Annotated in this window: 19 protein-coding genes; 2 read left to right on the top strand and 17 right to left on the bottom strand. The window is 66.2% G+C overall.

What is annotated here, in order from left to right; genetic code table 11:
* Nucleotides 1-72 precede the first annotated feature (72 nt).
* From WA965_RS02075 to WA965_RS02060, 4 genes are all read right to left on the bottom strand, one after another.
* A complete protein-coding gene (locus WA965_RS02075; protein WP_526299142.1) occupies nt 73-648 on the bottom strand; it encodes a TetR/AcrR family transcriptional regulator in 576 nt (191 codons plus the stop codon).
* 95 nt (nt 649-743) lie between these two features.
* Nucleotides 744-1,271, bottom strand: coding sequence for a DUF3558 family protein (locus WA965_RS02070; protein ID WP_526446987.1), 528 nt, complete (start codon nt 1,269-1,271; stop codon nt 744-746).
* 10 nt (nt 1,272-1,281) lie between these two features.
* On the bottom strand, nt 1,282-1,818 hold the full coding sequence (locus WA965_RS02065; RefSeq protein ID WP_178358740.1) for a DUF3558 domain-containing protein: 537 nt from the start codon (nt 1,816-1,818) through the stop codon (nt 1,282-1,284).
* A gap of 6 nt (nt 1,819-1,824) precedes the next feature.
* Nucleotides 1,825-1,953 (bottom strand): hypothetical protein, encoded by a 129-nt coding sequence (locus tag WA965_RS02060; RefSeq protein WP_526299138.1) that lies wholly within the window; start codon nt 1,951-1,953, stop codon nt 1,825-1,827.
* Between WA965_RS02060 and WA965_RS02055 the strand changes: the two genes are divergently transcribed.
* Together WA965_RS02055 and WA965_RS02050 are read left to right on the top strand one after the other, a co-directional pair.
* The gene (locus WA965_RS02055; protein ID WP_526299148.1) at nt 1,949-2,326 is read left to right on the top strand and encodes a DUF3060 domain-containing protein; all 378 of its coding nucleotides are present in this window, start codon (nt 1,949-1,951) and stop codon (nt 2,324-2,326) included. The two genes, WA965_RS02060 and WA965_RS02055, sit on opposite strands and share 5 nt — an antisense overlap.
* On the top strand, nt 2,323-2,736 hold the full coding sequence (locus tag WA965_RS02050) for a DUF3060 domain-containing protein (RefSeq protein WP_526299136.1): 414 nt from the start codon (nt 2,323-2,325) through the stop codon (nt 2,734-2,736). The genes WA965_RS02055 and WA965_RS02050 overlap by 4 nt, the downstream gene beginning before the upstream one ends.
* A gap of 2 nt (nt 2,737-2,738) precedes the next feature.
* Here WA965_RS02050 and WA965_RS02045 read toward each other — a convergent pair whose 3' ends face one another.
* The 13 genes from WA965_RS02045 to WA965_RS01985 all read right to left on the bottom strand — a co-directional run bounded on the left by WA965_RS02045 (nt 2,739) and on the right by WA965_RS01985 (nt 23,095).
* Nucleotides 2,739-3,509, bottom strand: coding sequence for a crotonase/enoyl-CoA hydratase family protein (locus WA965_RS02045; protein WP_526299134.1), 771 nt, complete (start codon nt 3,507-3,509; stop codon nt 2,739-2,741).
* Nucleotides 3,506-4,228 carry a PaaX family transcriptional regulator C-terminal domain-containing protein gene (locus WA965_RS02040; protein WP_526299132.1) on the bottom strand — a complete coding sequence of 241 codons (723 nt, stop codon included), beginning with the start codon at nt 4,226-4,228 and terminating at the stop codon, nt 3,506-3,508. Before WA965_RS02040 ends, WA965_RS02045 begins: the two co-directional genes overlap by 4 nt.
* Nucleotides 4,229-4,230: 2 nt before the next feature.
* Complete coding sequence (locus WA965_RS02035; protein WP_526299130.1) at nt 4,231-5,169, bottom strand: enoyl-CoA hydratase/isomerase family protein; 939 nt, start codon at nt 5,167-5,169, stop codon at nt 4,231-4,233.
* On the bottom strand, nt 5,166-6,809 hold the full coding sequence (locus WA965_RS02030; RefSeq protein ID WP_526299128.1) for an acyl-CoA dehydrogenase family protein: 1,644 nt from the start codon (nt 6,807-6,809) through the stop codon (nt 5,166-5,168). The genes WA965_RS02035 and WA965_RS02030 overlap by 4 nt, the downstream gene beginning before the upstream one ends.
* A gap of 52 nt (nt 6,810-6,861) precedes the next feature.
* Nucleotides 6,862-7,962, bottom strand: a complete 1,101-nt coding sequence (locus tag WA965_RS02025; RefSeq protein WP_526299126.1) for a phosphatase PAP2 family protein — start codon at nt 7,960-7,962, stop codon at nt 6,862-6,864.
* A gap of 114 nt (nt 7,963-8,076) precedes the next feature.
* Nucleotides 8,077-8,829 carry a deoxyribonuclease IV gene (locus WA965_RS02020; protein ID WP_526299124.1) on the bottom strand — a complete coding sequence of 251 codons (753 nt, stop codon included), beginning with the start codon at nt 8,827-8,829 and terminating at the stop codon, nt 8,077-8,079.
* Between the two features lie 10 nt (nt 8,830-8,839).
* Nucleotides 8,840-9,607 (bottom strand): alpha/beta fold hydrolase, encoded by a 768-nt coding sequence (locus WA965_RS02015; protein ID WP_526299122.1) that lies wholly within the window; start codon nt 9,605-9,607, stop codon nt 8,840-8,842.
* A 71-nt stretch (nt 9,608-9,678) separates the two neighbouring features.
* Nucleotides 9,679-9,903, bottom strand: a complete 225-nt coding sequence (locus tag WA965_RS02010; RefSeq protein WP_526299120.1) for a hypothetical protein — start codon at nt 9,901-9,903, stop codon at nt 9,679-9,681.
* 90 nt (nt 9,904-9,993) lie between these two features.
* A complete protein-coding gene (locus WA965_RS02005) occupies nt 9,994-13,947 on the bottom strand; it encodes a DNA-directed RNA polymerase subunit beta' (RefSeq protein ID WP_178358731.1) in 3,954 nt (1,317 codons plus the stop codon).
* 67 nt (nt 13,948-14,014) lie between these two features.
* Nucleotides 14,015-17,527, bottom strand: a complete 3,513-nt coding sequence (gene rpoB / locus WA965_RS02000) for a DNA-directed RNA polymerase subunit beta (RefSeq protein ID WP_526299118.1) — start codon at nt 17,525-17,527, stop codon at nt 14,015-14,017.
* 264 nt (nt 17,528-17,791) lie between these two features.
* Entirely contained in the window at nt 17,792-19,615 is a 1,824-nt protein-coding gene (locus WA965_RS01995) for a hypothetical protein (RefSeq protein ID WP_526446986.1), read from the bottom strand.
* Between the two features lie 93 nt (nt 19,616-19,708).
* On the bottom strand, nt 19,709-21,463 hold the full coding sequence (locus WA965_RS01990) for an alpha/beta hydrolase (RefSeq protein ID WP_526299114.1): 1,755 nt from the start codon (nt 21,461-21,463) through the stop codon (nt 19,709-19,711).
* Nucleotides 21,464-22,015: 552 nt separating this feature from the next.
* Nucleotides 22,016-23,095: an ABC transporter ATP-binding protein gene (locus tag WA965_RS01985; RefSeq protein ID WP_526299112.1), complete on the bottom strand. Its 1,080-nt coding sequence runs from the start codon at nt 23,093-23,095 to the stop codon at nt 22,016-22,018.
* Nucleotides 23,096-23,298 lie beyond the last annotated feature (203 nt).

Raw genomic sequence — 23,298 nt, 5'->3', positions numbered from 1 at the left:
CCAGTCCGGACCGCGCCGCTCCAAACCCGCCAATCTGGGGATCGTTGCAGGTCAGCACCACCGTCCGCATGTTCAGCGACTTCGCATGCCGGCCGCCAGCCTCATCACCATGTCGGTGAAGACCCTGTCGGTGTCGATTCCGGCCATCACCCCGGTCATCTCCAGAAGCACGAACCCGTGCATCGCCGACCAGAACTCCAACGCGGCGAAAAACGCTGCCTCGGCGTCCAGATCGTAGGCGGCCAGCACCGAGATCACAGGTTCTGCCGCGGACCTGGTGGCCTCGGTGAACTCGGGGTCGTCGCCGCCGAGAGGCATCCGGGTGAAGGCGGAGTACCGGCCCGGATGATGGTGCGCGTAGCTGCGGTAAGCGCCGGCCATCACCATGACCGCGTCGTCGGGCGGGCGGCCCTGCCCCACGGTGTTGAGCATCTCGATGATGTCGCCGACCACCCGCATCCGCACCGTCCGGCGCAGGTCATCGAGGCTGTGCACGTGGTTGTACAGCGACGGACCCTTGGTGCCCAGTTGATTGGCCAGCGCATTGATCGTCAGCGCGTCCCAACCTTCACGGTCGAGGAATGTCAGCGCGGCATTGACGATGGCATCACGACTCAGCCTCGCCGAACGCGGCGGCCGAATTGCCATCTCGCCAGTCCCCTTCAGGTCAGTCAGATGCCCCTGTCGACGATCAGCGGGTCAGCGAAACTCTAGCCTCTCGCGATCGCTGCGAACGTTCACTGTCAGTTGACCCGCTGCTGACTCAACGCGGCGAGCTGCTCGATGACCGAGCAGAGATCCGGCAGCGTGGCGGAGTTCAGGGTCTGGATCGACCAGGTGATCACATCGCCGCCCTTGGCGACATAGATGCTGCACGCGGTTTCGTCCCACGCCTTGAACCCCTTGTTGCCGTCCATCGTCAGTTCGGTGAGCGTGCGTCCCGCCAGCTCTTCGAGCTCGCGTTCGGTGTCCATGTCGCTGCCGCGGTACCACCACGTCGAGATCCCCATGCCGGCACCGAGTCCGTCGATCCCGGTGTTCTCCTGCCAGAAGCACCCTGAGTCGCTGACCACAGCCGGAACGAAGAACTGCGACCCCGCCGCCTTGTCGACGTCGGCATCGGTGATCCCGTTGCAGTCCACGCTCTGGAAACCGTCGCCGGAAACCCGGGGTGCCGATTCGCCGCCCCCGGAACCGGGCGGCGCGGACTCTCCGCACCCGGCCAGTGCCACCACCGAGAGGGCAACGAAGGCCCGGGCAACCGACGTCACGAACGCCACGTCACATGTCCGAACGCAGGGTCGCCGACAGGAGCTTCTCGGCGTCCGCGCACGGGTCACCGGTGGGCTGACCACGGAATTGCACCCACCAGCTCAACACGCCCGTCCCCGCCGCGGCGGTGGCCGAGCAGGCAGCGCCGGTGGTGTCTCGACGCGCCGAGAACGCGTCGTGCCGTTCGATGACGATCTCGTTGAGCTCCGCCCCGCGCGCGGTGAGCAACTCACGCTCACGGTCGAGGTCGCCGGTGTCGAACCAGGAGAAGGTGACGTCGATCGTCTCCGCGCCGGATCTGCGGGTCAGGATGTACTGGCACACCGCGCCGCTGTAGGGCCGCGTCACGTCGTCGGCGCCGAGGGTGGCCTGCACCGTGGAATCGTCGAGCAGCCCGCAGCGGTCATCGACGTAGCCGTAGCTGCGTTCGGGATCGGGGACCCCGGAATCGGCTCGCTGCGCCGTGCCGCCGACGGTCTGCGAACACGCTGTGGCCATCGTCGCCGTGACGGCCACGATGAGCACCTGTCCGACCCGTCGACGCATCACCGCTCACGCTACCCAGCGCACCCCGCCAAGGCGACTCATACCGGGCGCCGATGCCCATCGGGCGAACACCGCCGACCCGGGCATGACGACGTCGTAGGCTTCGAGTTGTTCGTGGCGACGTGAAGGGATCACCGTGACTTCAATTGGGCGGGTGCTGGGCGCGAGCGTGATGGCTGCGTCAGCTGTGCTGGCGACCGTGGCACCGGTGGCACAGGCCGAGAACGGCGACACCCACATCACCGGTCAGGGTGTCGTCCGGACCGTCGACTGCCGGAACGCGACGCTGATCGTGGTGGGCACCGGCAATCAGATCAACGCGCTGGGAAGCTGCTGGGCGGTCTCGGTGCAGGGCTCGTCGAACGTGATCATCGCCGACAACGTGGTCAACGACATCACGGTCTACGGCTGGGACCAGACGGTGTTCTACAAGGACGGCGCGCCCATCGTCTGGGATCGCGGCCGTGAGTTGGGGATGACCAATCGGATCAACCGGGTGGCTACATGAGGGCCGCGCACCGGCTCGTAGGCTGGGTGGGCGTCGCTGCGGCCTCGGCGACGCTCGGGTTGAGCGCGTGCGGCTCCACCAGCCAGGACACCTCTGATCCGACGGCGACGGCGGGTTCGTCCGGCGCCCAGGTGGAGATCGGCAACACCATCAACTACGGATCGTTCGGCACCACCGCGGACATCGACTGCGCCGATGGCAAGTCGCTCAACGTCGGCGGATCGAACAACACGCTGACGGTCACCGGCAGCTGCGCCAACGTCAACATCGGCGGAGCCGACAACCGGATCACCTTCGAACGGGTCGACAGCGAGCTGTCGGTGGTCGGCCTGAACAACACCGTCACCTATCGCGACGGTGATCCGACCGTCAACGACACCGGCAGCAACAACAGCGTCACCAAGGGCTGAGCTCAGCGAGGGGCGCCGTGGCGACCCGCGCCCTCGGCGAAACGTGCTGCGCCCTCGAGCGATTCCGCCGCCACCCGCGACATGCTGCCGAACTCGAAGTCCATCGCGTCGGCCTCCGACCGACCCCACTGCGTCATCGCCGAGCGGCGATCCGAACGCAGACACTGCTGGGGCAGCGCCGCCAGTTCAGCCGCCAGCTCCTCAGCTCGTTGCCGTGATTCACCCTCGGGCACAACGCGGTTGGCCAGTCCGATGGCCAGAGCCTCGGAGGCGTCGACGGCGCGGCCGGTCAGAATCAGGTCCATCGCGCGGCTGTGCCCGATCAGCCGGGGTAGCCGCACCGTGCCGCCGTCGATCAGGGGGACGCCCCAGCGGCGACAGAACACCCCCATGATGGCGTCCTGTTCGACCACCCTCAGGTCGCACCACAGCGCCAGTTCCAGTCCCCCGGCAACGGCGTGGCCGGCGACCGCGGCGATCACGGGTTTGGACAGCGTCAACCGAGTCGGCCCCATCGGCCCCATTCCGGTGCGGTGTACCGGGTTGCCGTCCGGGGTACCGATCGACTTGAGATCGGCTCCGGCACAGAAGGTTCCGTTGTCACCCCACAGGACAGCCACCGAAGCGGTGTCGTCGCGGTCGAACTCCTCGAACGCGGCGCACAGTTCCCGCGCGGCGGCCCCGTTGACGGCGTTGCGCGCCGACGGTCGGTTCATGATCACCGTCGTCACCGCGCCGGCGCGCTCGGTACGCACGCCACCTGATCCACTCATCGAACCTCCGCGAGTTCCACACCATCACGCCGCGCGACCAGTTCGGCGGCGAAAACTTCGTACGCATCCCGAAGGGCGGCACCCGGCCAGCCGTTGGGCAACAACTCGTCGGGCAGCACCGGGTCCGTCAGCAGGTGCCGCACCATCGCGGCGGCGACGACGAACCTGCCCGGCACGTCACCCGCCTCGGCCATCGCCGCCAGCATCTGCCGGCCGACGTCGGCCCACCCCGTCAGATCCCAGAGCAGGGCAGCGAGCTCGACGGGCTCGTCGTCGTGCGATCGCAACAGCCGAACCCGCTCGGCGATCTCGTCGCCGAGATCGACCTCGACGTTGTCGGGCCGCATCCACACACCCTCGCGGAGCTCGGCGAAGCGCTTGTCCTGCAGCGTGTTCCGCAACGCGGCGCGAGTCCGCGGCTCGGTGCCGACACTGGTGATCACCACCGTCGTCCACGCGCCGTTCCACGGCTGTCGGCGTGGGTTGATCGCATCGTCCTGGCGCCGTTGCCGCGCCAGCAGGCGGTCCGAGAGCCGGTATCCGTCCGCAGAACGCACCAGATCCCCCGCGCCGACCATCCGTGTCAGCGCCACCCGCACCGTCGATTCCCTGATCCCGAAATCGCTGGTGAGCAGCAGCAGTTCGGCAGCGGTCGCCGAAGCCGGATGGGCGCCGAGCAGCACGCTCAACACCACCGAGCGGGCCGTCATCCGCGACACCCCTAGACCCCCGAGGTCGTGCGACCGTGGTCGCCGAACGGTTCGTCCCGACGGCGCACCGCATCTCGGAAACCGTGCTCGCGGGCGTCGGCGACGAAGGCGTGGCCCTCGGGCGTGTGGCGGGCGACGCCGTCGAACACCGTCGAGATCATGGCGCTGTTTGCCACCCCCTGGTTGTACAGCGCACTGTTCATCGCCAGCTTGACCATCATCAGCTGGTTGACCGGGACGGCGGCGATCCGCTCGACCAGTCGCTCCGTGCGCTCATCGAGGTCGGCGGGGTCGGGGGCCTCCACCGCGAGACCCCACTCGGCGGCCTGGGCTCCGGTGATGCAATCGCCGGTCAGCAGAAGGCGTTTGGCACGCTGGTCGCCGAGTCGGTGTGCCCACAGTCCGGCGGCGGGAACCCCCCACACCCTCGTCGGCGGGTAGCCGATCTTGGCGTCGGAAGCGGCGATGACCTGATCGGCGTGCAGCGCGATGTCGGTGCCGCCGGCCACGCAGTAGCCGTGGATCTTGACCACCGTCGGCTTGTCGGCGTGCATCAGGCTCGCGAACCCGCGGACGAACCGGCTCATCATCTGGTAGTCGATCATCGGGTCCCAGGGCTGGTCCGGCAGGTGGTTGACCGCCTGGGTGCGGCCGGACAGCACGGTGTCCCGATAGGGGTTGCCGCCGCCTGCCGATGACGAACCCTCGGCGTAGGCCGACAGGTCGAAGCCCGCGCAGAATCCGGCGCCGCGGCCGGACACCAGGATCACGTGAACGGCCGGGTCGAGGTCGGCACGTTCCACCAAGGCCGAGAGCTCCAGCGGGGTGTCGGCGATGATCGCGTTGCCCTTCTCGGGACGGTTGAACGTGATTCGCGCAACCCGGCCGGTGACCTCGTAGGTCATCGTCTTCAGGTTGTCGAAGTCGACGGGTCTGATCGCATGGGTCATGACTTGATCTCCGCCCGCTCGAGGATCGGCGCCAGATCCAGACCCGTGGGCAGCGTTCCGAATGCCCCGCCCCACGCGCTGTCGAGCCTGCTGGCGAGGAACGCCTCGGCCACGGCGGGATGTCCGTGACGCACCAGCAACGAGCCCTGCAAGGCCAGCGAGATGTCCTCGGCGATCTTGCGGGCGCGGTACTGAAGGCTCGCGAGGTCTTCTCCCAGCGTCTCGCGCACCGCGCTGACATGGGCGTCCAGCCGCCGATCCTGGCCGGCTGTGGCATCGAGTTCGTCGAACAGCACCTCGATGCATTCGGGCCGGGTTGCGATGGCGCGCAACGTGTCCAGCGCACTGACGTTGCCCGAACCCTCCCAGATGCCCATCAGCGGGGCCTCTCGGTAGAGCCTCGGCATTCCCGACTCCTCGACGTAGCCGTTGCCGCCCAGACACTCCATCGCTTCGGCGGCGTGGGGCGTCGCGCGCTTGCACACCCAGTACTTGGCCGCCGCCAGCCCGATCCGCCGGAGCAGCGTCTCGCGGTCGTCGCCGCGCACCGCCCGGTCGGTGGCACCGGCCATTCTCATTGCCAGCATGGTCGCCGCCTCCGCCTCGACGGCCAGATCGGCGAGCACGTTGCGCATCAGCGGCTGGTCGATCAGGTACGCGCCGAACGCCTTTCGGTGTTGGGCGTGGTGGATGGCCCGCATCAAGCCGGTGCGCATGCTCGTGGCGCTGCCCAGTGTGCAATCCAGCCTCGTCAGGTTGACCATCTCGATGATGGTCGGAACGCCACGCCCCTCGTCCCCCACCAACCATGCTGTGGCGCCGTCATATTCGACCTCGCTGGAGGCGTTGGCGTGATTGCCCAGCTTGCCCTTGAGTCGCTGCAGGAACATCCGGTTGCGGGTGCCGTCGGGCAACACCCGCGGTAGGAAGAAGCAACTCAGACCGCCGGGCGCCTGGGCGAGCACCAGGAAGATGTCGCACATCGGTGCCGAGGTGAACCACTTGTGACCGGTCAGCCGGTATGTACCGTCCCCACCGGGGGTCGCCTGGGTGGTGCCCGCGCGGACATCCGAGCCGCCCTGCTTCTCGGTCATCGACATCCCCGCGGTGATGCCCGCCTTGGTCGCGGGCACCACGAGTTCGGGGTCGTATGTGCGACTGGTCAGCAGCGGCTCGTAGAGCGACGCGAGATCCGGGTTGTGCCGCAGCGCAGGCACCACGGCGTACGTCATCGAGATCGGGCAGACGTGACCGGGTTCCGGCGTCCACACCGACGTCTTCGCCGCGCGAACGACGTGCGCTCCCGCTCGGTCGTCGGCCCACGGCGCGGCGTGCAAGCCGTGGCCTACCGCGACGGTCATCAACTCGTGGTAGGCCGGGTCGTATTCGACCTCGTCGATCCGGTGACCATATCGGTCGTGGGTGCGCAGGATCGGCTGGTGACGATCGGCCAACTCGCCCCATCGCTGGGCACGCGGGCTGCCCGCGAGCGCGCCCAACTGCGATACGTCGTCGACTCCCCACCCTCCGCCCTCGCGGATCAGCGCCTCGGCCAACACCGGCGATGTGGCCGGGTTGTAGTTCTCCAGCGGGGGGACCTGATTGGTGACGACGTGGGTGCCCGCGTACTCTTCTGCCATGCGACCCACTGTTACATTTTTCCGACGGTCACACAAGAACCTGTAATACCGATCAAGACGTGGCGACCGGCTCCTGCTCCTGGGTTTCGGTCAGACGGCGCCGCCGCCGGTCGTACCACCCGAGAAGGGTGATGACCACCGCGGCCAGCAGCCATCCGAGCAGCAGATCGACCACATAGTGCTCGGCGGTGTAGACCAGCGTGAACGCCATGATCAGCGGATACGCCACCAGGAGCGGGCGCCAGGCGCGGTGCACGCGGTGCCACAGGAACGCCGCCAGCGCGGCCGACATCCCGGCGTGCAGCGACGGGATCGCGGCGACCAGGTTGACGCTGGCCTGCCCCTGATCGAGAAGCGCAGTGGCCGAATGCAGGTTCAGGTTCCCCCAGCCGCGACCGACGATGCGCTCGATCCAGCCGTTGGCGCCGTCCTGCGAAGTCTGCATGGCGCCCAGGACGGCCCCGTCGGAAGCCTCGCGGGCGGACCTGAACATGCAGCGCGGGCCGGACGGCCCGCCCTCGACATCGGCGGCCGTGCACCGCGCAGCAGCCCAGGGTGGCGCTGCCGGCAGCAGCACATAAATCACCAGCGCGACCAGGTTCATGCCGACGAACAATCGGACGAACGCCTTCCACTCGTCGCGGTCACGTAGCCACAAGATGCCGGCGATGACGTAGGGCAGGATGAAAAACGACATGTAGACGCTGCTGATCACCACCTCCCACCAGGGAGGCTCCGGCTGTTTCAGGTGCTCCTGCAGCCATACGGTCGGCATGGTCCCGAAGAACATCCAGCGATCCATGTCGGCCGGCCAGTGCCACAGCGTGGGCCGCCCGACCAGGTCCGCCGCGCCCCTGCTCAGGTCGTAGGCGATCAACAGAAGGGCGAACGGCAGCCAGTCACGCACCACGTAGAGAACCCGGCGGCCCTGACCGATGCTGGCCGCGGCCAGGCCGGTGCAGATGTAGAGCAGCAGAAGTTCGCGGTTGAAGGCGAAACCATCGGTGACGGTGCGCCAGACCACCACGGTCGCCCAGACCGCGATGGCCACCCACCGCACGATGCGCAGCCACCTGGTGCGCCGACTCGGCGGCGGGAGGTCGGTGTCCTCGACGTGCGTCAACACAATCGACGACTGGTCAATCGTGGACACATCGGCCTTTCGACGCGGGAAGGAGAGGAATTCCCGGGGATAGCCTAATTAACCCAACCGCCACCCGCCGTTCAAGCCCGGTTCGGCTACCGAAGTGTGATCAACGCTCGAGTGCTAGCCGATGTGCTCCCGCAAGAATGCGATGTCATCCTTGCGGCCTTCGTCGGCGGTCTCGCAGATGACCGGGGCACCGGCGGCCTTGACGACGGCGGCCAGCAGTTGCGGATCGATCTGGCCGGCGCCGAAGTTGGCGTGACGGTCCGCGCCCGAACCGGCGGCGTCGCGCGAGTCGTTGCAGTGCACCAGGTCGATCCGACCGGTGATCGCCTTGATCCGTTCGACGGCGTCCACCAGCGCCTCACCCGCCGCCCAGGCGTGGCACGTGTCGAGGCAGAACCCGATACCCATGTCGCCGATGTGATCCCACAGCCGGGCGATCGTGTCGAAGTGCCGGGCCATCGCGTGGTCGCCGCCGGCGGTGTTCTCGAGATAGACGGGTACCTCGGTCTTCAAGCTCGCCAGCGCCTTGACCCAGCGCTCGAACCCGGCGTCCATGTCGTTGTCGTCGGCGTGCCCGCCGTGCACGATGACGGCGGTGGCGTTGATCGCCGACGCCGCGTCGCAGGTGTCCTGCAGGATCTTGCGGGACGGGATCCGCACCCGGTTGTTGGCCGACGCGACGTTGATCAGATACGGCGCGTGTACGTAGATCGGCATCGGCGAGGCCTTCAGCACCTCGGCGTCCTCCCTCGGCGGGGGCTTCTTCCAACTCTGCGGGTTGCCGAGGAAGAACTGCACGACGTCGGCGCCGTCAGCCTGTGCGGCGGCCAGGGGATCGTCACCGTGGACGTGGGAACCAATGAGCACGGCGTCGAGTCTAGTGACGGGGGCGGACACGCGACGCCACCGCTGCGAGCACAGGTGTCGCCGCTTCGAAGAACGTTCCGAGGTGTGTGCCTCCGCGGATGACGTCCAGCGTCGCGCCGACGGTGGCCAGCGCCTCGATGTCGGCGTGCACGTGCGGCACGATCCAGTCGTCGGCACCGACGTAGTACGAGGCGGGACACCGGATCGACGCCGGGTCGACGAATCGGGTCGGACGCATCGATCCGTCGACGGCCGCGGCGACGGCCTCGGCATCGTTGCCGTCCTCGAGCATCTGCTGGAACGTCCCGTCGGTTACGCCGAACGCCTGCCACACCCCGGCCCAGTCGCCCTGCCGCAGTGAGCGCGCAAGCGGAGTCAGGGCGCGGCCGGCCTCTTCGAGGTGGGCGTGCATGGCGAAACCGCCGACGACGATGTGCTCGACGCGCTCCGGATGCCGACTGGCCAACGCACATGTGAGCCACCCGCCCCGCGAGTAGCCCCAGATTGTCGCACGCTCGACACCTTCGGCGTCGAGCACCGCGATCAAGTCGGCGGTGACGCCGGCCGCGGCGTAGGACTCGGCGTCGTGCGGACCCTCACTGTTGCCGTGCCCGAGCGGATCGACGTTGATCACTCGCCAGTCACGGGCCAGCGCTGCGACGTAACCGAGGTCGTGCCAATTCTGCGCCGCCAGCAGGGTGCCTGCGAGCAGCACCAGCGGTGGGCCGTCCCCGTCGACGGTGTAGTGGATGTCGAAGCCCCGCGATGTAGTCCACACCCCGTCGAGTGTGGCGCACGACGTCGCCGCCTCGATGTTGTGGCTGAAGTCCGCGTGAAGTAGCCGTCGACCTAGTAGGGGCCGACGCTGCCCGTCACATAGCCCATCACTGCGTCGCTGTTCGGGTGCATGGTCAAGCTACCGGGTTCGCCACCGCGGGCACCCCGTCGAATCCGTCGGATACCTCGCAGATCACGCCGGTATCGAGCCGCAGGAGAGGCGTTCCTGCGGAGGATGACAACCGTCGCCGCGACGATCACGACGAGGATCACCACTGCGACGACCACCGGGGTCATGGGCGAATTTTACGCCGCCCCGGGGCGCCCGCCAACGAAAAAACCCCCGCCGTAGCGAGGGTCTTCCCGTTGATGGAGCTACCGGTAGTCCTACCGATAATCCGAGTAGCCGTAATCGTCCAGCGGCACCGCAGCACCGGTCGCCTGGCCGAAGTCCGGGCTGTAGTACTGATCCTCGTAGGACGGGATCGTGTACGCAGCAGCCCTGGCCTCTTCGGTCGGCTGAACCTGGATGTTGCGGTAGCGGCTGATGCCGGTACCGGCCGGGATCAGCTTGCCGATGATCACGTTCTCCTTCAGACCGTTGAGCCTGTCGCTGCGGCAGTTGATCGCCGCATCGGTCAGGACACGAGTGGTCTCCTGGAACGACGCCGCCGACAGCCACGAATCGGTGGCCAGCGACGCCTTGGTGATGCCCATCAGCACCGGGCGACCTGCCGCGGGCTCGTTGCCCTCGGCGACCACCCGACGGTTCTCCGACTCGAACTCGCCGCGTTCGGTCAGCGAGCCGGGCAGGAACTCCGTCGCGCCCGAATCGATGATCGTGACGCGCCGCAGCATCTGCCGGACGATGACCTCGATGTGCTTGTCGTGGATCGACACACCCTGAGCGCGGTAGACCTCCTGGACCTCCCGGACGAGGTGGATCTGCACCTCGCGGGGACCCTGGACGCGCAGCACCTCGTGCGGGTCGGCCGAGCCTTCCATCAGCTGCTGGCCCACCTCGACGTGGTCACCGTCGGTCAGCAGACGCTCGGAACCGTCGTCGTGCTTGAAGACCTTCAGCCGCTGGCGACGAGTGAGCTTGTCGTACACGACCTCTTCGCCCCCGTCATCGGGAACGATGGTGATCTTGTAGAACTTCTCGCTCTCCTCCAGGCGGATCCGCCCGGAGACATCGGCGATCGGGGCACGGTTACGCGGAACGCGGGCCTCGAACAGCTCCTGCACTCGGGGCAGACCACCGACGATGTCCTGTCCGCCGGTCACACCACCCTGGTGGAAGGTACGCATCGTCAGCTGCGTGCCGGGCTCACCGATGGACTGCGCGGCGACGATGCCGACCGCCTCACCGATGTCGACCAGCTTGCCGGTGGCCATCGAGCGGCCGTAGCACATCGCACACACGCCGGTACCGGTCGCGCAGGTCAGCACGGAGCGGACCTTCACCTCGGTGATGCCGGCCGCCAACAATGCATCGATCGCCGGGTCACCGAGGTCGTGGCCGCGCTCGACCACGACGTTGCCGTCGGCGTCGACCGCGTCGGTGGCCAGCGTCCGCGCATAGGCGGAGGTCTCGATGTGCTGATCACGAACCAGCGGACCCTCGGACTGCAGTTCGGCCAGCGTGACGTTGATGCCGCGCTCGGTCTCACAGTCGGTCTCGCGCACGATGACGTCCTGCGACACGTCGACCAGACGCCGGGTCAGGTAACCCGAGTCGGCGGTACGAAGCGCCGTGTCCGCCAGGCCCTTACGGGCGCCGTGGGTGTTGATGAAGTACTCCAACACCGTCAGACCCTCGCGGAACGAGGACTTGATCGGACGCGGGATGAACTCACCCTTCGGGTTGGTCACCAGGCCCTTCATGCCGGCCAGCGTGCGGGTCTGGGTGAGGTTGCCCGTAGCGCCGGACTTCACGATCGTGATGATCGGGTTGTCCTCGGGGTAGTAATCCTCCAGAGCCTTACCGACCTCTTCGGTGGCGTCCTGCCAGATCTTGACCAACGCTTCGTTGCGCTCCGTGTGGTTCAGAGCGCCACGCTGGTACTTCTTCTCGATCGCGTCCGCTTCCTTCTCGTAGCGGTCGAGGATCTCCTGCTTCTGCGGCGGCACCAGCACGTCGGCCATCGACACCGTGACACCCGAACGGGTGGCCCAGAAGAAGCCGGCGTCCTTGAGCTTGTCGACGGTCTGCGCGACCACGATCATCGGGTAGCGCTCGGCCAGATCGTTGATGATCCGGGCCTGGACCTTCTTGTGCTGCTGCTCGTTGACGAACGGATAGCCCCTCGGCAACAGCTCGTTGAACAGCACCCGGCCCAGCGTCGTGTCGGCAATCCAGGCGTCGCCCGGCTTCCAGCCGTCGGGGAACCGCTCGGCCTCGATCTCGGCGGGCGGACGCAACTGCGTCAACCGCACCCGGATCTTGGCCCGCACCGACAGCACACCGCGGTCCATCGCCATGATGGCTTCGGCCGGCGAGCTGAACACACCGGACTCCGGCTGATCCTTGGCAGCTGCGACGAACTCGCCCAGCTCGCTGTCGATCTCGGTGGTCAGGAAGTACAGCCCGGTCACCATGTCCAGACGCGGCATGGCCAACGGACGGCCCGACGCGGGCGACAGGATGTTGTTCGAGGACAGCATCAGGATGCGGGCCTCGGCCTGCGCCTCCGCCGACAGCGGAAGGTGCACGGCCATCTGGTCACCGTCGAAGTCGGCGTTGAACGCCTCACAGACCAGCGGGTGCAGCTGGATGGCCTTACCCTCCACCAGCTGCGGCTCGAAGGCCTGGATACCGAGGCGGTGCAGCGTGGGCGCGCGGTTCAGCAGCACTGGGTGCTCGGCGATGACCTCTTCGAGGACATCCCACACCTGGGGACGCTGACGTTCCACCATGCGCTTGGCGCTCTTGATGTTCTGCGCGTGGTTCAGGTCGACCAGACGCTTCATCACGAACGGCTTGAACAGCTCGAGTGCCATCAGCTTGGGCAGACCACACTGGTGCAGCTTGAGCTGCGGGCCCACCACGATGACCGAACGGCCCGAGTAGTCGACGCGCTTGCCGAGCAGGTTCTGACGGAACCGGCCCTGCTTGCCCTTGAGCAGATCGGACAGCGACTTGAGCGGACGGTTACCCGGTCCGGTGACCGGCCGGCCACGACGACCGTTGTCGAACAGCGCGTCAACAGACTCCTGAAGCATGCGCTTCTCGTTGTTGACGATGATCTCGGGCGCACCCAGATCGATCAGTCGCTTCAACCGGTTGTTGCGGTTGATGACGCGGCGGTACAGGTCGTTGAGGTCAGAGGTCGCGAAGCGGCCACCGTCGAGCTGAACCATCGGACGCAGTTCCGGCGGGATCACCGGCACGGCGTCGAGCACCATGCCCATCGGCGAGTTCCGGTTCGTCTGGAACGCCGCGACCACCTTCAGGCGCTTGAGGGCACGGAGCTTCTTCTGGCCCTTGCCGTTCTTGATGGTGTCGCGCAGGCTCTCGGCCTCGGCGTCGATGTCGAAGTTCTCGATGAGCTTCTTGATCGACTCCGCGCCCATGGCGCCTTCGAAGTACTCGCCGTAGCGGTCCTGCAGCTCGCGGTAGAGCAGCTCGTCGACGATCAGCTGCTTGGGAGCCAGCTTGGTGAACGTCGTCCAGATCTCGTCGAGCCGGTCCAGCTCACGCTGGGTCCGGTCACGGAGCTGACGCATCTCACGCTCGCCACCGTCGCGCACCTTGCGCTTGACGTCGGACTTCGCGCCTTCTTCCTCGAGCTCCTTCATGTCGGCCTCGAGCTTCTGCGCCCGGGCCTCCAGGTCGGAGTCGCGCTGATCCTCGACGGCCTTCTTCTCGACGACCATCTCGGCTTCCAGCGTGGAAAGCTCGTTGTGCCGCATCTCGGTGTCGACCGCGGTGATCACGTAGGCGGCGAAGTAGATGATCTTCTCGAGATCCTTCGGCGCCAGATCCAGCAGGTAACCCAAGCGCGACGGAACGCCCTTGAAGTACCAGATGTGCGTGACCGGGGCGGCCAGCTCGATGTGCCCCATCCGCTCACGACGCACCTTGGCGCGAGTGACCTCGACGCCGCAGCGCTCACAGATGATGCCCTTGAAGCGAACGCGCTTGTACTTGCCGCAGTAGCACTCCCAGTCGCGAGTAGGTCCGAAGATCTTCTCGCAGAACAGGCCGTCCTTCTCAGGCTTCAGCGTGCGGTAGTTGATGGTCTCCGGCTTCTTGACCTCGCCGAAGGACCAATTACGGATGTCGTCCGCGGTGGCCAGACCGATACGGAGTTCATCGAAGAAGTTGACGTCTAGCACGTAACTCCCTTTCCCCTTGCGGGATTTGTAGCCAATAACTCATTAGCGCCTGCGGCGGAGCCGCGAATCAAGCGAGATCTTCGACGGACGCGGATTCGTTGCGGGACAGGTTGATTCCGAGGTTGGCAGCAGCGCGCTCCAGATCCTCGTCGTCGCCGTCACGCATCTCGATCGCGGCACCGTCAGAAGACAACACCTCGACGTTGAGGCACAGCGACTGCAGTTCCTTGAGAAGCACCTTGAACGACTCCGGAATGCCCGGCTCGGGGATGTTCTCGCCCTTGACGATCGCCTCGTAGACCTTGACCCGGCCGACGGTGTCGTCGGACTTGATGGTCAAGAGCTCCTGCAGCGTGTACGCCGCGCCGTAGGCCTGCATGGCCCAGCACTCCATCTCACCGAATCGCTGACCACCGAACTGCGCCTTACCACCCAGCGGCTGCTGGGTGATCATCGAGTACGGACCGGTCGAGCGGGCGTGGATCTTGTCGTCCACCAAGTGGTGCAGCTTCAGGATGTACATGTAGCCGACCGTCACCGGGTACGGGAACGGTTCGCCACTGCGACCATCGAACAACTGCGACTTGCCCTCGGCGTTGACCATCACGTCACCGTCGCGGTTGGGCAGCGTCGAGCCCAGCAGGCCCTCCAACTCGCCCTCACGCGCGCCGTCGAAGACCGGGGTGGCCACGATGCTGTCGGCCGGTGCCGAGAGCAGGGACTCGGGCAGCTTGCCCGCCCACTCCGGAGTTCCGCCGGCCACATCGATGTTCCAGCCGGCTTTCGCCACCCAGCCCAGATGCGTCTCGAGGATCTGGCCGATGTTCATCCGTCGCGGAACACCGTGGGTGTTCAGGATGATGTCCACCGGGGTTCCGTCCGGCATGAACGGCATGTCCTCGACAGCCAGGATCTTGCCGATGACGCCCTTGTTGCCGTGGCGTCCGGCGAGCTTGTCGCCGTCGGAGATCTTGCGCTTCTGGGCCACGTAGACGCGGACCAGCTCATTGACGCCGGCGGGCAGCTCGTCGTCGTCCTCGCGAGAGAACACGCGGATGCCGATGACCTTGCCGGACTCGCCGTGCGGCACCTTCAGGGAGGTGTCGCGGACCTCGCGGGCCTTCTCACCGAAGATGGCACGCAGCAGACGCTCTTCCGGGGTCAGCTCCGTCTCGCCCTTGGGCGTGACCTTGCCGACCAGGATGTCGCCGTCGCGGACCTCGGCGCCGATGCGGACGATGCCGCGCTCGTCGAGATCGGCCAGCACCTCATCGGAGACGTTCGGGATGTCCCGGGTGATCTCCTCGGCGCCCAGCTTGGTGTCGCGGGCGTCGATCTCGTGCTCCTCGATGTGAATCGAGGTGAGCACGTCCTCTTCGACCAGGCGGTTGGAGAGGATGATCGCGTCTTCGTAGTTGTGGCCCTCCCACGGCATGATCGCCACGAGCAGGTTCTTGCCCAGTGCCATCTCACCGTTCTCGGTGCACGGCCCGTCGGCGATGACCTGACCAGCCTCGACACGCTGCCCGGAGTCCACGATCGGACGCTGGTTGGCGCAGGTGCCGTGGTTGGAGCGGGCGAACTTGCGCATCCGGTAGGTGTGCCGGGTGCCGTCGTCGGCCATCACGGTGACGTAGTCGGCCGAAACCTCCTCGATGACGCCGGCCTTGTCGGCCACGACGACATCGCCCGCGTCGATCGCGGCACGCAATTCCATGCCGGTGCCGACCAGCGGAGCCTCACTACGCACCAGCGGAACCGCCTGGCGCTGCATGTTGGCGCCCATCAGGGCACGGTTGGCGTCGTCGTGCTCGAGGAACGGAATCATCGCCGTCGCGACCGACACCATCTGGCGCGGTGAGACGTCCATGTAGTCGACCTCGGAGCTGGACACATTCTCGACCTCGCCGCCCTTACGGCGAACCAGGATGCGGTCCTCGACGAATCGACCCTGCTCGTCGATCGGCGAGTTGGCCTGCGCCACGACGTGGCGGTCCTCCTCGTCGGCCGTCAGGTACTCGACGTCATCGGTGACGACCCCGTCCACGACCTTGCGGTACGGCGTCTCGATGAAACCGAACGGGTTGACCCGTGCGTACACCGACAGCGAACCGATCAGACCGATGTTCGGACCTTCGGGGGTCTCGATCGGACACATCCGGCCGTAATGGCTGGAGTGCACGTCGCGGACCTCGAGGCCGGCGCGCTCACGGGACAGACCGCCGGGGCCCAGCGCCGACAGGCGGCGCTTGTGGGTCAGACCCGACAGCGGGTTGTTCTGATCCATGAACTGCGACAGCTGCGATGTTCCGAAGAACTCCTTGATCGCCGCCACAACGGGACGGATGTTGATCAGGGTCTGCGGCGTGATCGCCTCGACGTCCTGGGTGGTCATCCGCTCGCGGACGACACGCTCCATGCGGGACAGGCCGACGCGGATCTGATTCTGGATCAGCTCGCCGACCGTGCGCAGACGGCGGTTGCCGAAGTGGTCGATGTCGTCGGTCTCCACCGGGACCTCGACCCCGCCGGGCACCGTCATCATCTTGTCGCCCTGCTGCAACCGCACCAGGTACTCGATGGTGGCGACGACGTCCTCTTCGGTCAGCGTCGAGCTGGTGATCGGTTCCCCGACGTTCAGCCCGAGCTTCTTGTTGACCTTGTAGCGGCCCACGCGGGCCAGGTCGTAACGCTTCTCCTTGAAGAACAGGTTCTCCAGCAGGGTCTGCGCGGACTCCTTGGTCGGCGGCTCGCCCGGTCGCAGCTTCCGGTAGATGTCCAGAAGCGCCTCGTCGGTGCCTGCGGTGTTGTCCTTCTCCAGCGTGCCCATCATGATCTCGGAGAAGCCGAAGCGCTCCACGATCTGCTCGTTGGACCAGCCGAGTGCCTTCAGCAGCACGGTGACCGGCTGACGCCGCTTGCGGTCGATGCGGACGCCGACGGTGTCGCGCTTGTCGACGTCGAACTCCAGCCACGCGCCGCGGCCCGGGATCACCTTGACGCTGTGCAGCGTCTTCTCGGTGGACTTGTCGATCGACTCGTCGAAGTACACACCGGGCGAACGGACCAGCTGACTCACCACGACACGCTCGGTGCCGTTGATGATGAAGGTGCCCTTCTCGGTCATCATCGGGAAGTCACCCATGAAGACCGTCTGGCTCTTGATCTCGCCGGTGTTGTTGTTGATGAACTCGGCCGTGACGAACAGCGGAGCCGCGTACGTCATGTCCTTGTCTTTGCACTCGTCGACCGGGGCCTTGACCTCGTCGAACCGTGGATCAGAGAAAGAAAGCGACATCGAGCCCGAGAAGTCCTCGATCGGCGACAGCTCGGTGAGGACCTCTTCGAGGCCACCCACCGGACTGGCGAGACCGCGACCACTGGCGTTGGCACGCCAACGCTCGGAACCGATCAACCACTCGAACGAATCGGTCTGCACGTCGAGTAGCCCCGGAACCTCGAGGGGCTCGCGAAGCTTCGCGAAAGAAATTCGATTTGGTGCTCCGGGAACGGAACTATTGGTGGTAGCTACTTCTGACTCGATCTGGCGGGACCCTGCCAAGATGCATCCTTCCAGCACCTCATGCGACTATCAGGTGCCGGATAGGACCGGACCATTTGTCGCGATATCTGCGTCGGTTCGGCTGGCCGATCAGGCCCGGAACTCTGACGCACGGCACGCGACTAGATCACTGAGCAGGGCTCAGGCTTGTTCACGATGTCGTAGGCGGGTGAGGTGGGCAGGATGCAGCCAGCGCAACGTCCAACAGTACCGCAGGACGGCATATTCCTCAACATCCGCAAGCAGGGACGGTCAGGCGCTGGCTGGCGGCCCTGATCGCTCTCATCCCTGCATACATTGCTGGCCAATAGATTGGCCCGCTTTCGTCCTTCCGTCAAGAGATAACACGGTGTTTGATGTGGACAATTCGTCCGAGGGCGCAACACAGGTCGCGAAGTTGATGCCGAACGCGATGTCGGCGAAGAACTGGAACACCTTGTCGATGAACGTCAGCCGCTCGGGCGGCCCCGGCATCACGTAGGCCGTCGCGGTGCCCCTGGGCGTGTCGATCGTGAGCGTGTCGCCCGCGGCGCCGTAGTAGGGCGACCCGGGGGTGGGCGCTCCGGCGAACATGTCGTTGACCCAGGCGGCACTGAGGATCTCGGCCGCCTTGACGTTCTCGATCTTCGACCATCCGGTGACCAGGTTGAGCCCGGCCTGGACCAGCGGGTTACCACCCAGCATCGTGTCGGAGTGCAAGCCCCCGACGAGGCGCACGCTGTGGAACTGGCCGGACCGGGACTGCTCGAGCGCGACGCCCGAGGACCCGTTCATGTTCCAGTAATAGGCCTTGCCGGCGAGGTTGTAGATCGGCACGTCGTCGGGAAGTTTCTGCAATGCCTCGGGCAGGACCTGACCGAAACCCACCCCGTCGAGCATCACCACCCCTGCCAGCCGGTCGATGGCGCCGTTGTGGGCCATGTAGCCCGCGGCCCCTGCCGCCAGCCCGCCGCCCGCGGAGTGCCCCATCAGCACCACCCGGTCGACGCCGGCCAGCAGCGATGGGCTGTAACCCGCCGCCGCCGCGCTGTCGGCCAGAGCGGTGTTGCCGTCGACGAACAGGCCCGCCACCGCCTCGTGCATCTGCGTGCCGCCGACCCAGCAGCCGTCACACGCCAGGAAGTTCGACGTCAGCGACGTGGTGACGACGATGCTGTGGGTGGCTTCCGCCAACCGGGACGCCGTGTAGCTATAGAACGGTCCGGCAGCCAGGAAGCCGTGCTGCAGGTAGATCAGTCGTGTCGGCGTCGGCCCCTCTGGGACATACCAGTCCGCGGGCACCACATATCCCTCGCCGCAGTCGATCTCCACCTTCGAACTGCGGACCGTGACCGTGCTGCCCCACGGCAACAGCGGTGGACCGCCGAACACCCTGATCGCAAACGAATACAGGTTGAAGACGATGGTCCCGACGATGCTGAGCAGCGTCTGCTTCGGCGCGGACACCTCGGCGGTGGTCTCGGCCGCTGTCGACACCACCGTCAGCCGCGCGACGCCCGGTGTCGGCTCGAGCACCTCTGCCGCTTCGGCATCGGTGGTGGGGGCCGTGTCCGCGGCGCCAGCCGACTCGGTCGTCGGTTCGGTGGCATCGGCGAGAACTCCGGTGGCGGTCTCCGTGTCGTCCTCGACAAACGCATCCGGCGTCATGTCCAGCGATTCGGTCACCGTGGTCACGGGCAGGGCCGTCTCGACCTCGGTCTCGACATCGGTCTCGACATCCGACTCGTCGTTCCGGCCGGTCGAATCGGTTTCCTCGGCTTCGGTCTCCTCGGCTTCGGTTCCCTCGGCGTCGGTCTCCTCGGCTGCGGTCTCCTCGGCGTCGGCTTCGGTTTCGGTTTCTTCGGTGTCGGCGTCGGTTTCTTCGGTGTCGGTTTCTTCGGTGTCGGCGTCGGTTTCTTCGGTGTCGGTCTTGGTGTCGGCGTCCGGTTCGGCCTTGTCGCGTTCGGCGCGGGGGTTGCCGGTTACCGACGCGTCGGACGTGGATGTCTCACCGCCGGCACCCGGGTCCGTGGATGCGATCGCTACTCCGGCTCCACCGAGCATGGCGGCGGACACACCGGCCGTGACCACGCCCGCGCCCATCCATATCGACATCCGGTCGAACATCGTTGGCCCCTATCCAAATCCGGCAAACCGTATCGCGGTCGCTCGGCTCACATGCCGATTTCCGGAATCTCAGCCGCCGGCCCGGACTGCCGGTCAGGCGGCGACGGTATCCGAGCGGTGCGGAATCATCGGCTCGAACCAGCGGGCCGTCTGGAACCACGGGAAGTAGCTGCAGTACATGGTCGTCGGATTGAGCAGGCACGCATACACCTGCTCGTACAGCTTCAGATCGACCCACTCGGTGGGCAGGATGTGGGCCACCCGAGTCCACCAGCCGTCGACGATGTCGAGGGTGGTGCCCGCGGGACCGTACAGCTTCGCCGTGTGCGTCCCGGCGAACATGTCGTTGATCCAACCGGCCGCGAGGATCTCATTGGCATTGATGTTCATCTGCGTGGAGAAGCCGGTCGCGAGGTAGGACATGAACTGCACGATCGGGCTGGCGCTCTGCATCGAGTCGGAATGCGATCCACCTTCGACCATGACGCCGGTGAACATGCCCGGCCGCGCCTCGACGAGCCGGATGTTGGCGTCGCCGTAGGTGTTCCAACTATCGGGCTCAGCGGCGAGGTTGTAGACCGGAATGGAGTGCGGGATCTTCGCCAGATCCGCGCTCATGTGGTCCAGGAACCCCACGCCGTCGAACATCACCACACCGGCCAGGTCGTCGGCGACACCGGATTCGACCAGGTACCGCGCCGTGCCTGCGACCAGACCGCCGCCGGCCGAATGGCCCGCCAGCACCACCCGGGTGGGCAACGTCCCGGCGAATCCCGCCGCTCGGGCGCTCGCAGTGAGCACCGAGCGGTCGCCCACGAACAAGTCGGCGACGGCGCGGTGGGTGTGCGGCAGCATCAGCGGGTAGTTGTCGGTGTCGAAGACGTTCCATGTCAGCGTCGGCGCTACGACGATGCTGTTGGTCTTCTCCGCGAGGTATGCCGCGGTTGCGCTGTAGAACGACGCGGTCGCGAGGAACCCGTGCTGGAGATAGATCAGCCCGGTCGGGGGCTCGTCGTCGTCGGGGAAATACCAGTCCGCCGGAACGACGACTCCGTTTCCGAGGGTCAGTGTCGACCTCTCCACCCGGACGCTGCTGCCGAACGGGGAGCGCGCCGGCCCGGCGAGGAACTGCATCGTGCTGGTGTACAGGTTGTAGACGAAGGTGCCCATGTCGTCGAAGAAATCGAGCAGCGCGGGCGGTGCGTCCGCTGCCCACGGCACACTCTCCGCGGCGGCACGCATCACAACGGCTCCGGCCTCGCTGGTGAGGTCTGTCTCGATGCTCGCGACGAATGTGCTGGGCTCCTCGGCGTCGGGTCTCCCGACGGCGGCGTCAGCAGTCGGCGTGACGATCGGCGCCTCAGGCTCGACCGGCGTCACCGGTGTCTCTACAACCACCTCCGTCGCGCCCTCGGCCGGCGTCGCTTCCTCGGCCTCGGGTGCGCGGTGCTTCCCACCCGCCGCCGACTCGGTTCCCGCGAGGTCGGTGCCGGGGTCGGCGACTTCGTCTTCAGGGTCTTCGGGGACTTCCGCGTCGTCCGCAGCGTCCTCATCGTCATCGTCCGGAGCGTCCTCGTCGTCCGGATCGGCCTCGTCGTCCGGGTCGACCCCGGATTCGGTTTCCCCGTCCACGCCGCTGTCGCTGTCGTCGCCGTTGTCGCTGTCGGCGTCGCGGGAATCGTCGCTGTCGTCGGCGTCGGCTGCTGTCCTGCCGGGCTTATCCGCCTCGGATTTGGATCGCGGTCCGGCCTTGGAACTCTCGGAGTCGCCAGACCCCGAGGATCCCTGCGCGCCAGCACTGGACGACGTGCCGTCGTCCGCAAGGGCAACGCCGGCACCGGCCAGCATCGCTGCGGATACACCCCCCGCTAGAACGCCTGCCCCCAACCAGACCCGGTAGCGGTCGACCATACGTCTCCTGTCCCATATCGCGGAGCATCGCCGTGCGATCGTCCCGGAAAAGGTTTTACAACGCGGATTTGCGATTCTGGCAAACTGTATAGGCGAGCAGATCAACTTCGCAAGACCCACGAACAAAAAATTGACGGCTGTAGACGAAAATCCTGATCGGACTGCTAGTGGCCGGTTTTGGGCGGCAGCTACCAGATCCATGACATCCGGGTCGACACCGGAGGTTTATTTCTCGGCGAACTCGCTACGAATTAGCAACGGCAGTCACACCGGCCACACGAATCGGCATTGTTTGCAAATTCAACCATCGATCGGTTGCTGAAATCGCATAGATCTGTCAGGCCGACATCCGGCCCGCATATGGTGCGGCACGCCGCTGACCAGGGAATTGCCGGACGGCCTCAGAGAGCTCGTCCACGTGGACCACCATGCGGCACGCAGCACGAGTCGACGGCGGCGCTGTGTGCGCCGCCGTCGTGCAGGTGTGGTCTAGCGCTCGCCGGCGACCGGAATGCGACCGGTGGGTGCGTCGTCCTCGACGCGGCGATGTGTGGAGGGCTCGCCGCCGAATTCGTGCGAGCTGTACTTGTGCGTGCCTTCGAGGTCGTCGCGAATGGCTTCCTGCGCGGCCGGCGGGAGGGTGCTCATGATCTCGCGAACCCGGGCCTGACGGCGACCCACGGCCTGGCGCTCCGGCATACCCGGGGTGGCCTGGATCTGCGGCGGCACGCCTTCGATCTCCTCGACACCACCGTCGTGGTGTCCGGCGTCGGCCATGGCCTGCTCTTCGGCCATCGTGCCTTCGTCCTTCTCCTCCGACATACCGATCGGGCCGAGGCGCCGACCGTTGAGGAACTGCTTGACGACAGGCTCGTCGCTGGTCAGCAGCACCTCGCGGGGTCCGAACATCACCAGCTTCTTGCGGAAGAGCATGCCCATGTTGTCGGGCACGGTACGGGCGATGTTGATGTTGTGCGTGACGATCAGGATCGTGCAGTCGATCTGAGCGTTGATGTCGATCAGCAGCTGAGACAGGTAGGCGGTACGCACCGGGTCCAGACCGGAGTCGGGCTCGTCGCAGAGGATGATCTGCGGATCCAGAACCAGGGAGCGGGCCAGGCCGGCACGCTTGCGCATACCGCCGGAGATCTCGCCGGGGAACTTGGTCTCGTCGCCCCCGAGGCCCACCAGATCCAGCTTCTCCATCACGATCTGACGGATTTCGCTTTCCTTCTTCTTGGTGTGCTCACGCAAGGGGAAGGCGGTGTTGTCGTACAGGCTCATCGAGCCGAACAGCGCACCGTCCTGGAACATCACGCCGAACAGCGTGCGGATCTCGTAGAGCTCCTTGGCAGAGCACTCGATGATGTTGGTGCCGTCGACGATGATCTTGCCGCGTTCGGGGCGCAGCAGCCCGATCAGCGACTTCAGGAACACCGACTTACCGGTACCCGACGGGCCGAGCAGAACGCTGACCTCACCGGCGGGGAGGTCGAACGTGACGTCCTCCCAGATTCGCTGGGACCCGAAGGACTTCGTGAGTCCCTCGACCTGAATACCAATGCCCACGCGAATTCCTCTCGCCAGTGCTCGACGCCACGCCACATGCTCCCCGCCTGTGGCTTGAGTCACTGTAACCTACCCGCCCACACCACAACACTCGGTCGGTGAACAACCGACCAGACTGGCGAACGGGACGATGTCGTGGCTGGTCCGTTTGCCAGAGTGACGCCGTCACGCCCTACGGGTTCGCGCAGACAGCACTGTGGGGC

Source organism: Mycobacterium sp. (genome assembly GCF_049683935.1).
Classification (GTDB): domain Bacteria; phylum Actinomycetota; class Actinomycetes; order Mycobacteriales; family Mycobacteriaceae; genus Mycobacterium.
The sequence above is the reverse complement of the archived record's forward strand: the minus strand, read 5'-3'. Positions and strand labels throughout refer to the sequence as shown.

What these genes read in the sequence shown, in the direction of transcription:
- WA965_RS02045 (WP_526299134.1), bottom strand. Translation starts at nt 3,509, where the DNA reads ATGAGTGGATCAGGTGGCGTGCGTACCGAGCGCGCCGGCGCGGTGACG.
- WA965_RS02010 (WP_526299120.1), bottom strand. Translation starts at nt 9,903, where the DNA reads ATGACCCCGGTGGTCGTCGCAGTGGTGATCCTCGTCGTGATCGTCGCG.
- WA965_RS02075 (WP_526299142.1), bottom strand. Translation starts at nt 648, where the DNA reads ATGGCAATTCGGCCGCCGCGTTCGGCGAGGCTGAGTCGTGATGCCATC.
- WA965_RS01990 (WP_526299114.1), bottom strand. Translation starts at nt 21,463, where the DNA reads ATGCTGGCCGGTGCCGGCGTTGCCCTTGCGGACGACGGCACGTCGTCC.
- WA965_RS01995 (WP_526446986.1), bottom strand. Translation starts at nt 19,615, where the DNA reads ATGTTCGACCGGATGTCGATATGGATGGGCGCGGGCGTGGTCACGGCC.
- WA965_RS02035 (WP_526299130.1), bottom strand. Translation starts at nt 5,169, where the DNA reads ATGACCCATGCGATCAGACCCGTCGACTTCGACAACCTGAAGACGATG.
- WA965_RS02065 (WP_178358740.1), bottom strand. Translation starts at nt 1,818, where the DNA reads ATGCGTCGACGGGTCGGACAGGTGCTCATCGTGGCCGTCACGGCGACG.
- WA965_RS02030 (WP_526299128.1), bottom strand. Translation starts at nt 6,809, where the DNA reads ATGGCAGAAGAGTACGCGGGCACCCACGTCGTCACCAATCAGGTCCCC.
- WA965_RS02050 (WP_526299136.1), top strand. Translation starts at nt 2,323, where the DNA reads ATGAGGGCCGCGCACCGGCTCGTAGGCTGGGTGGGCGTCGCTGCGGCC.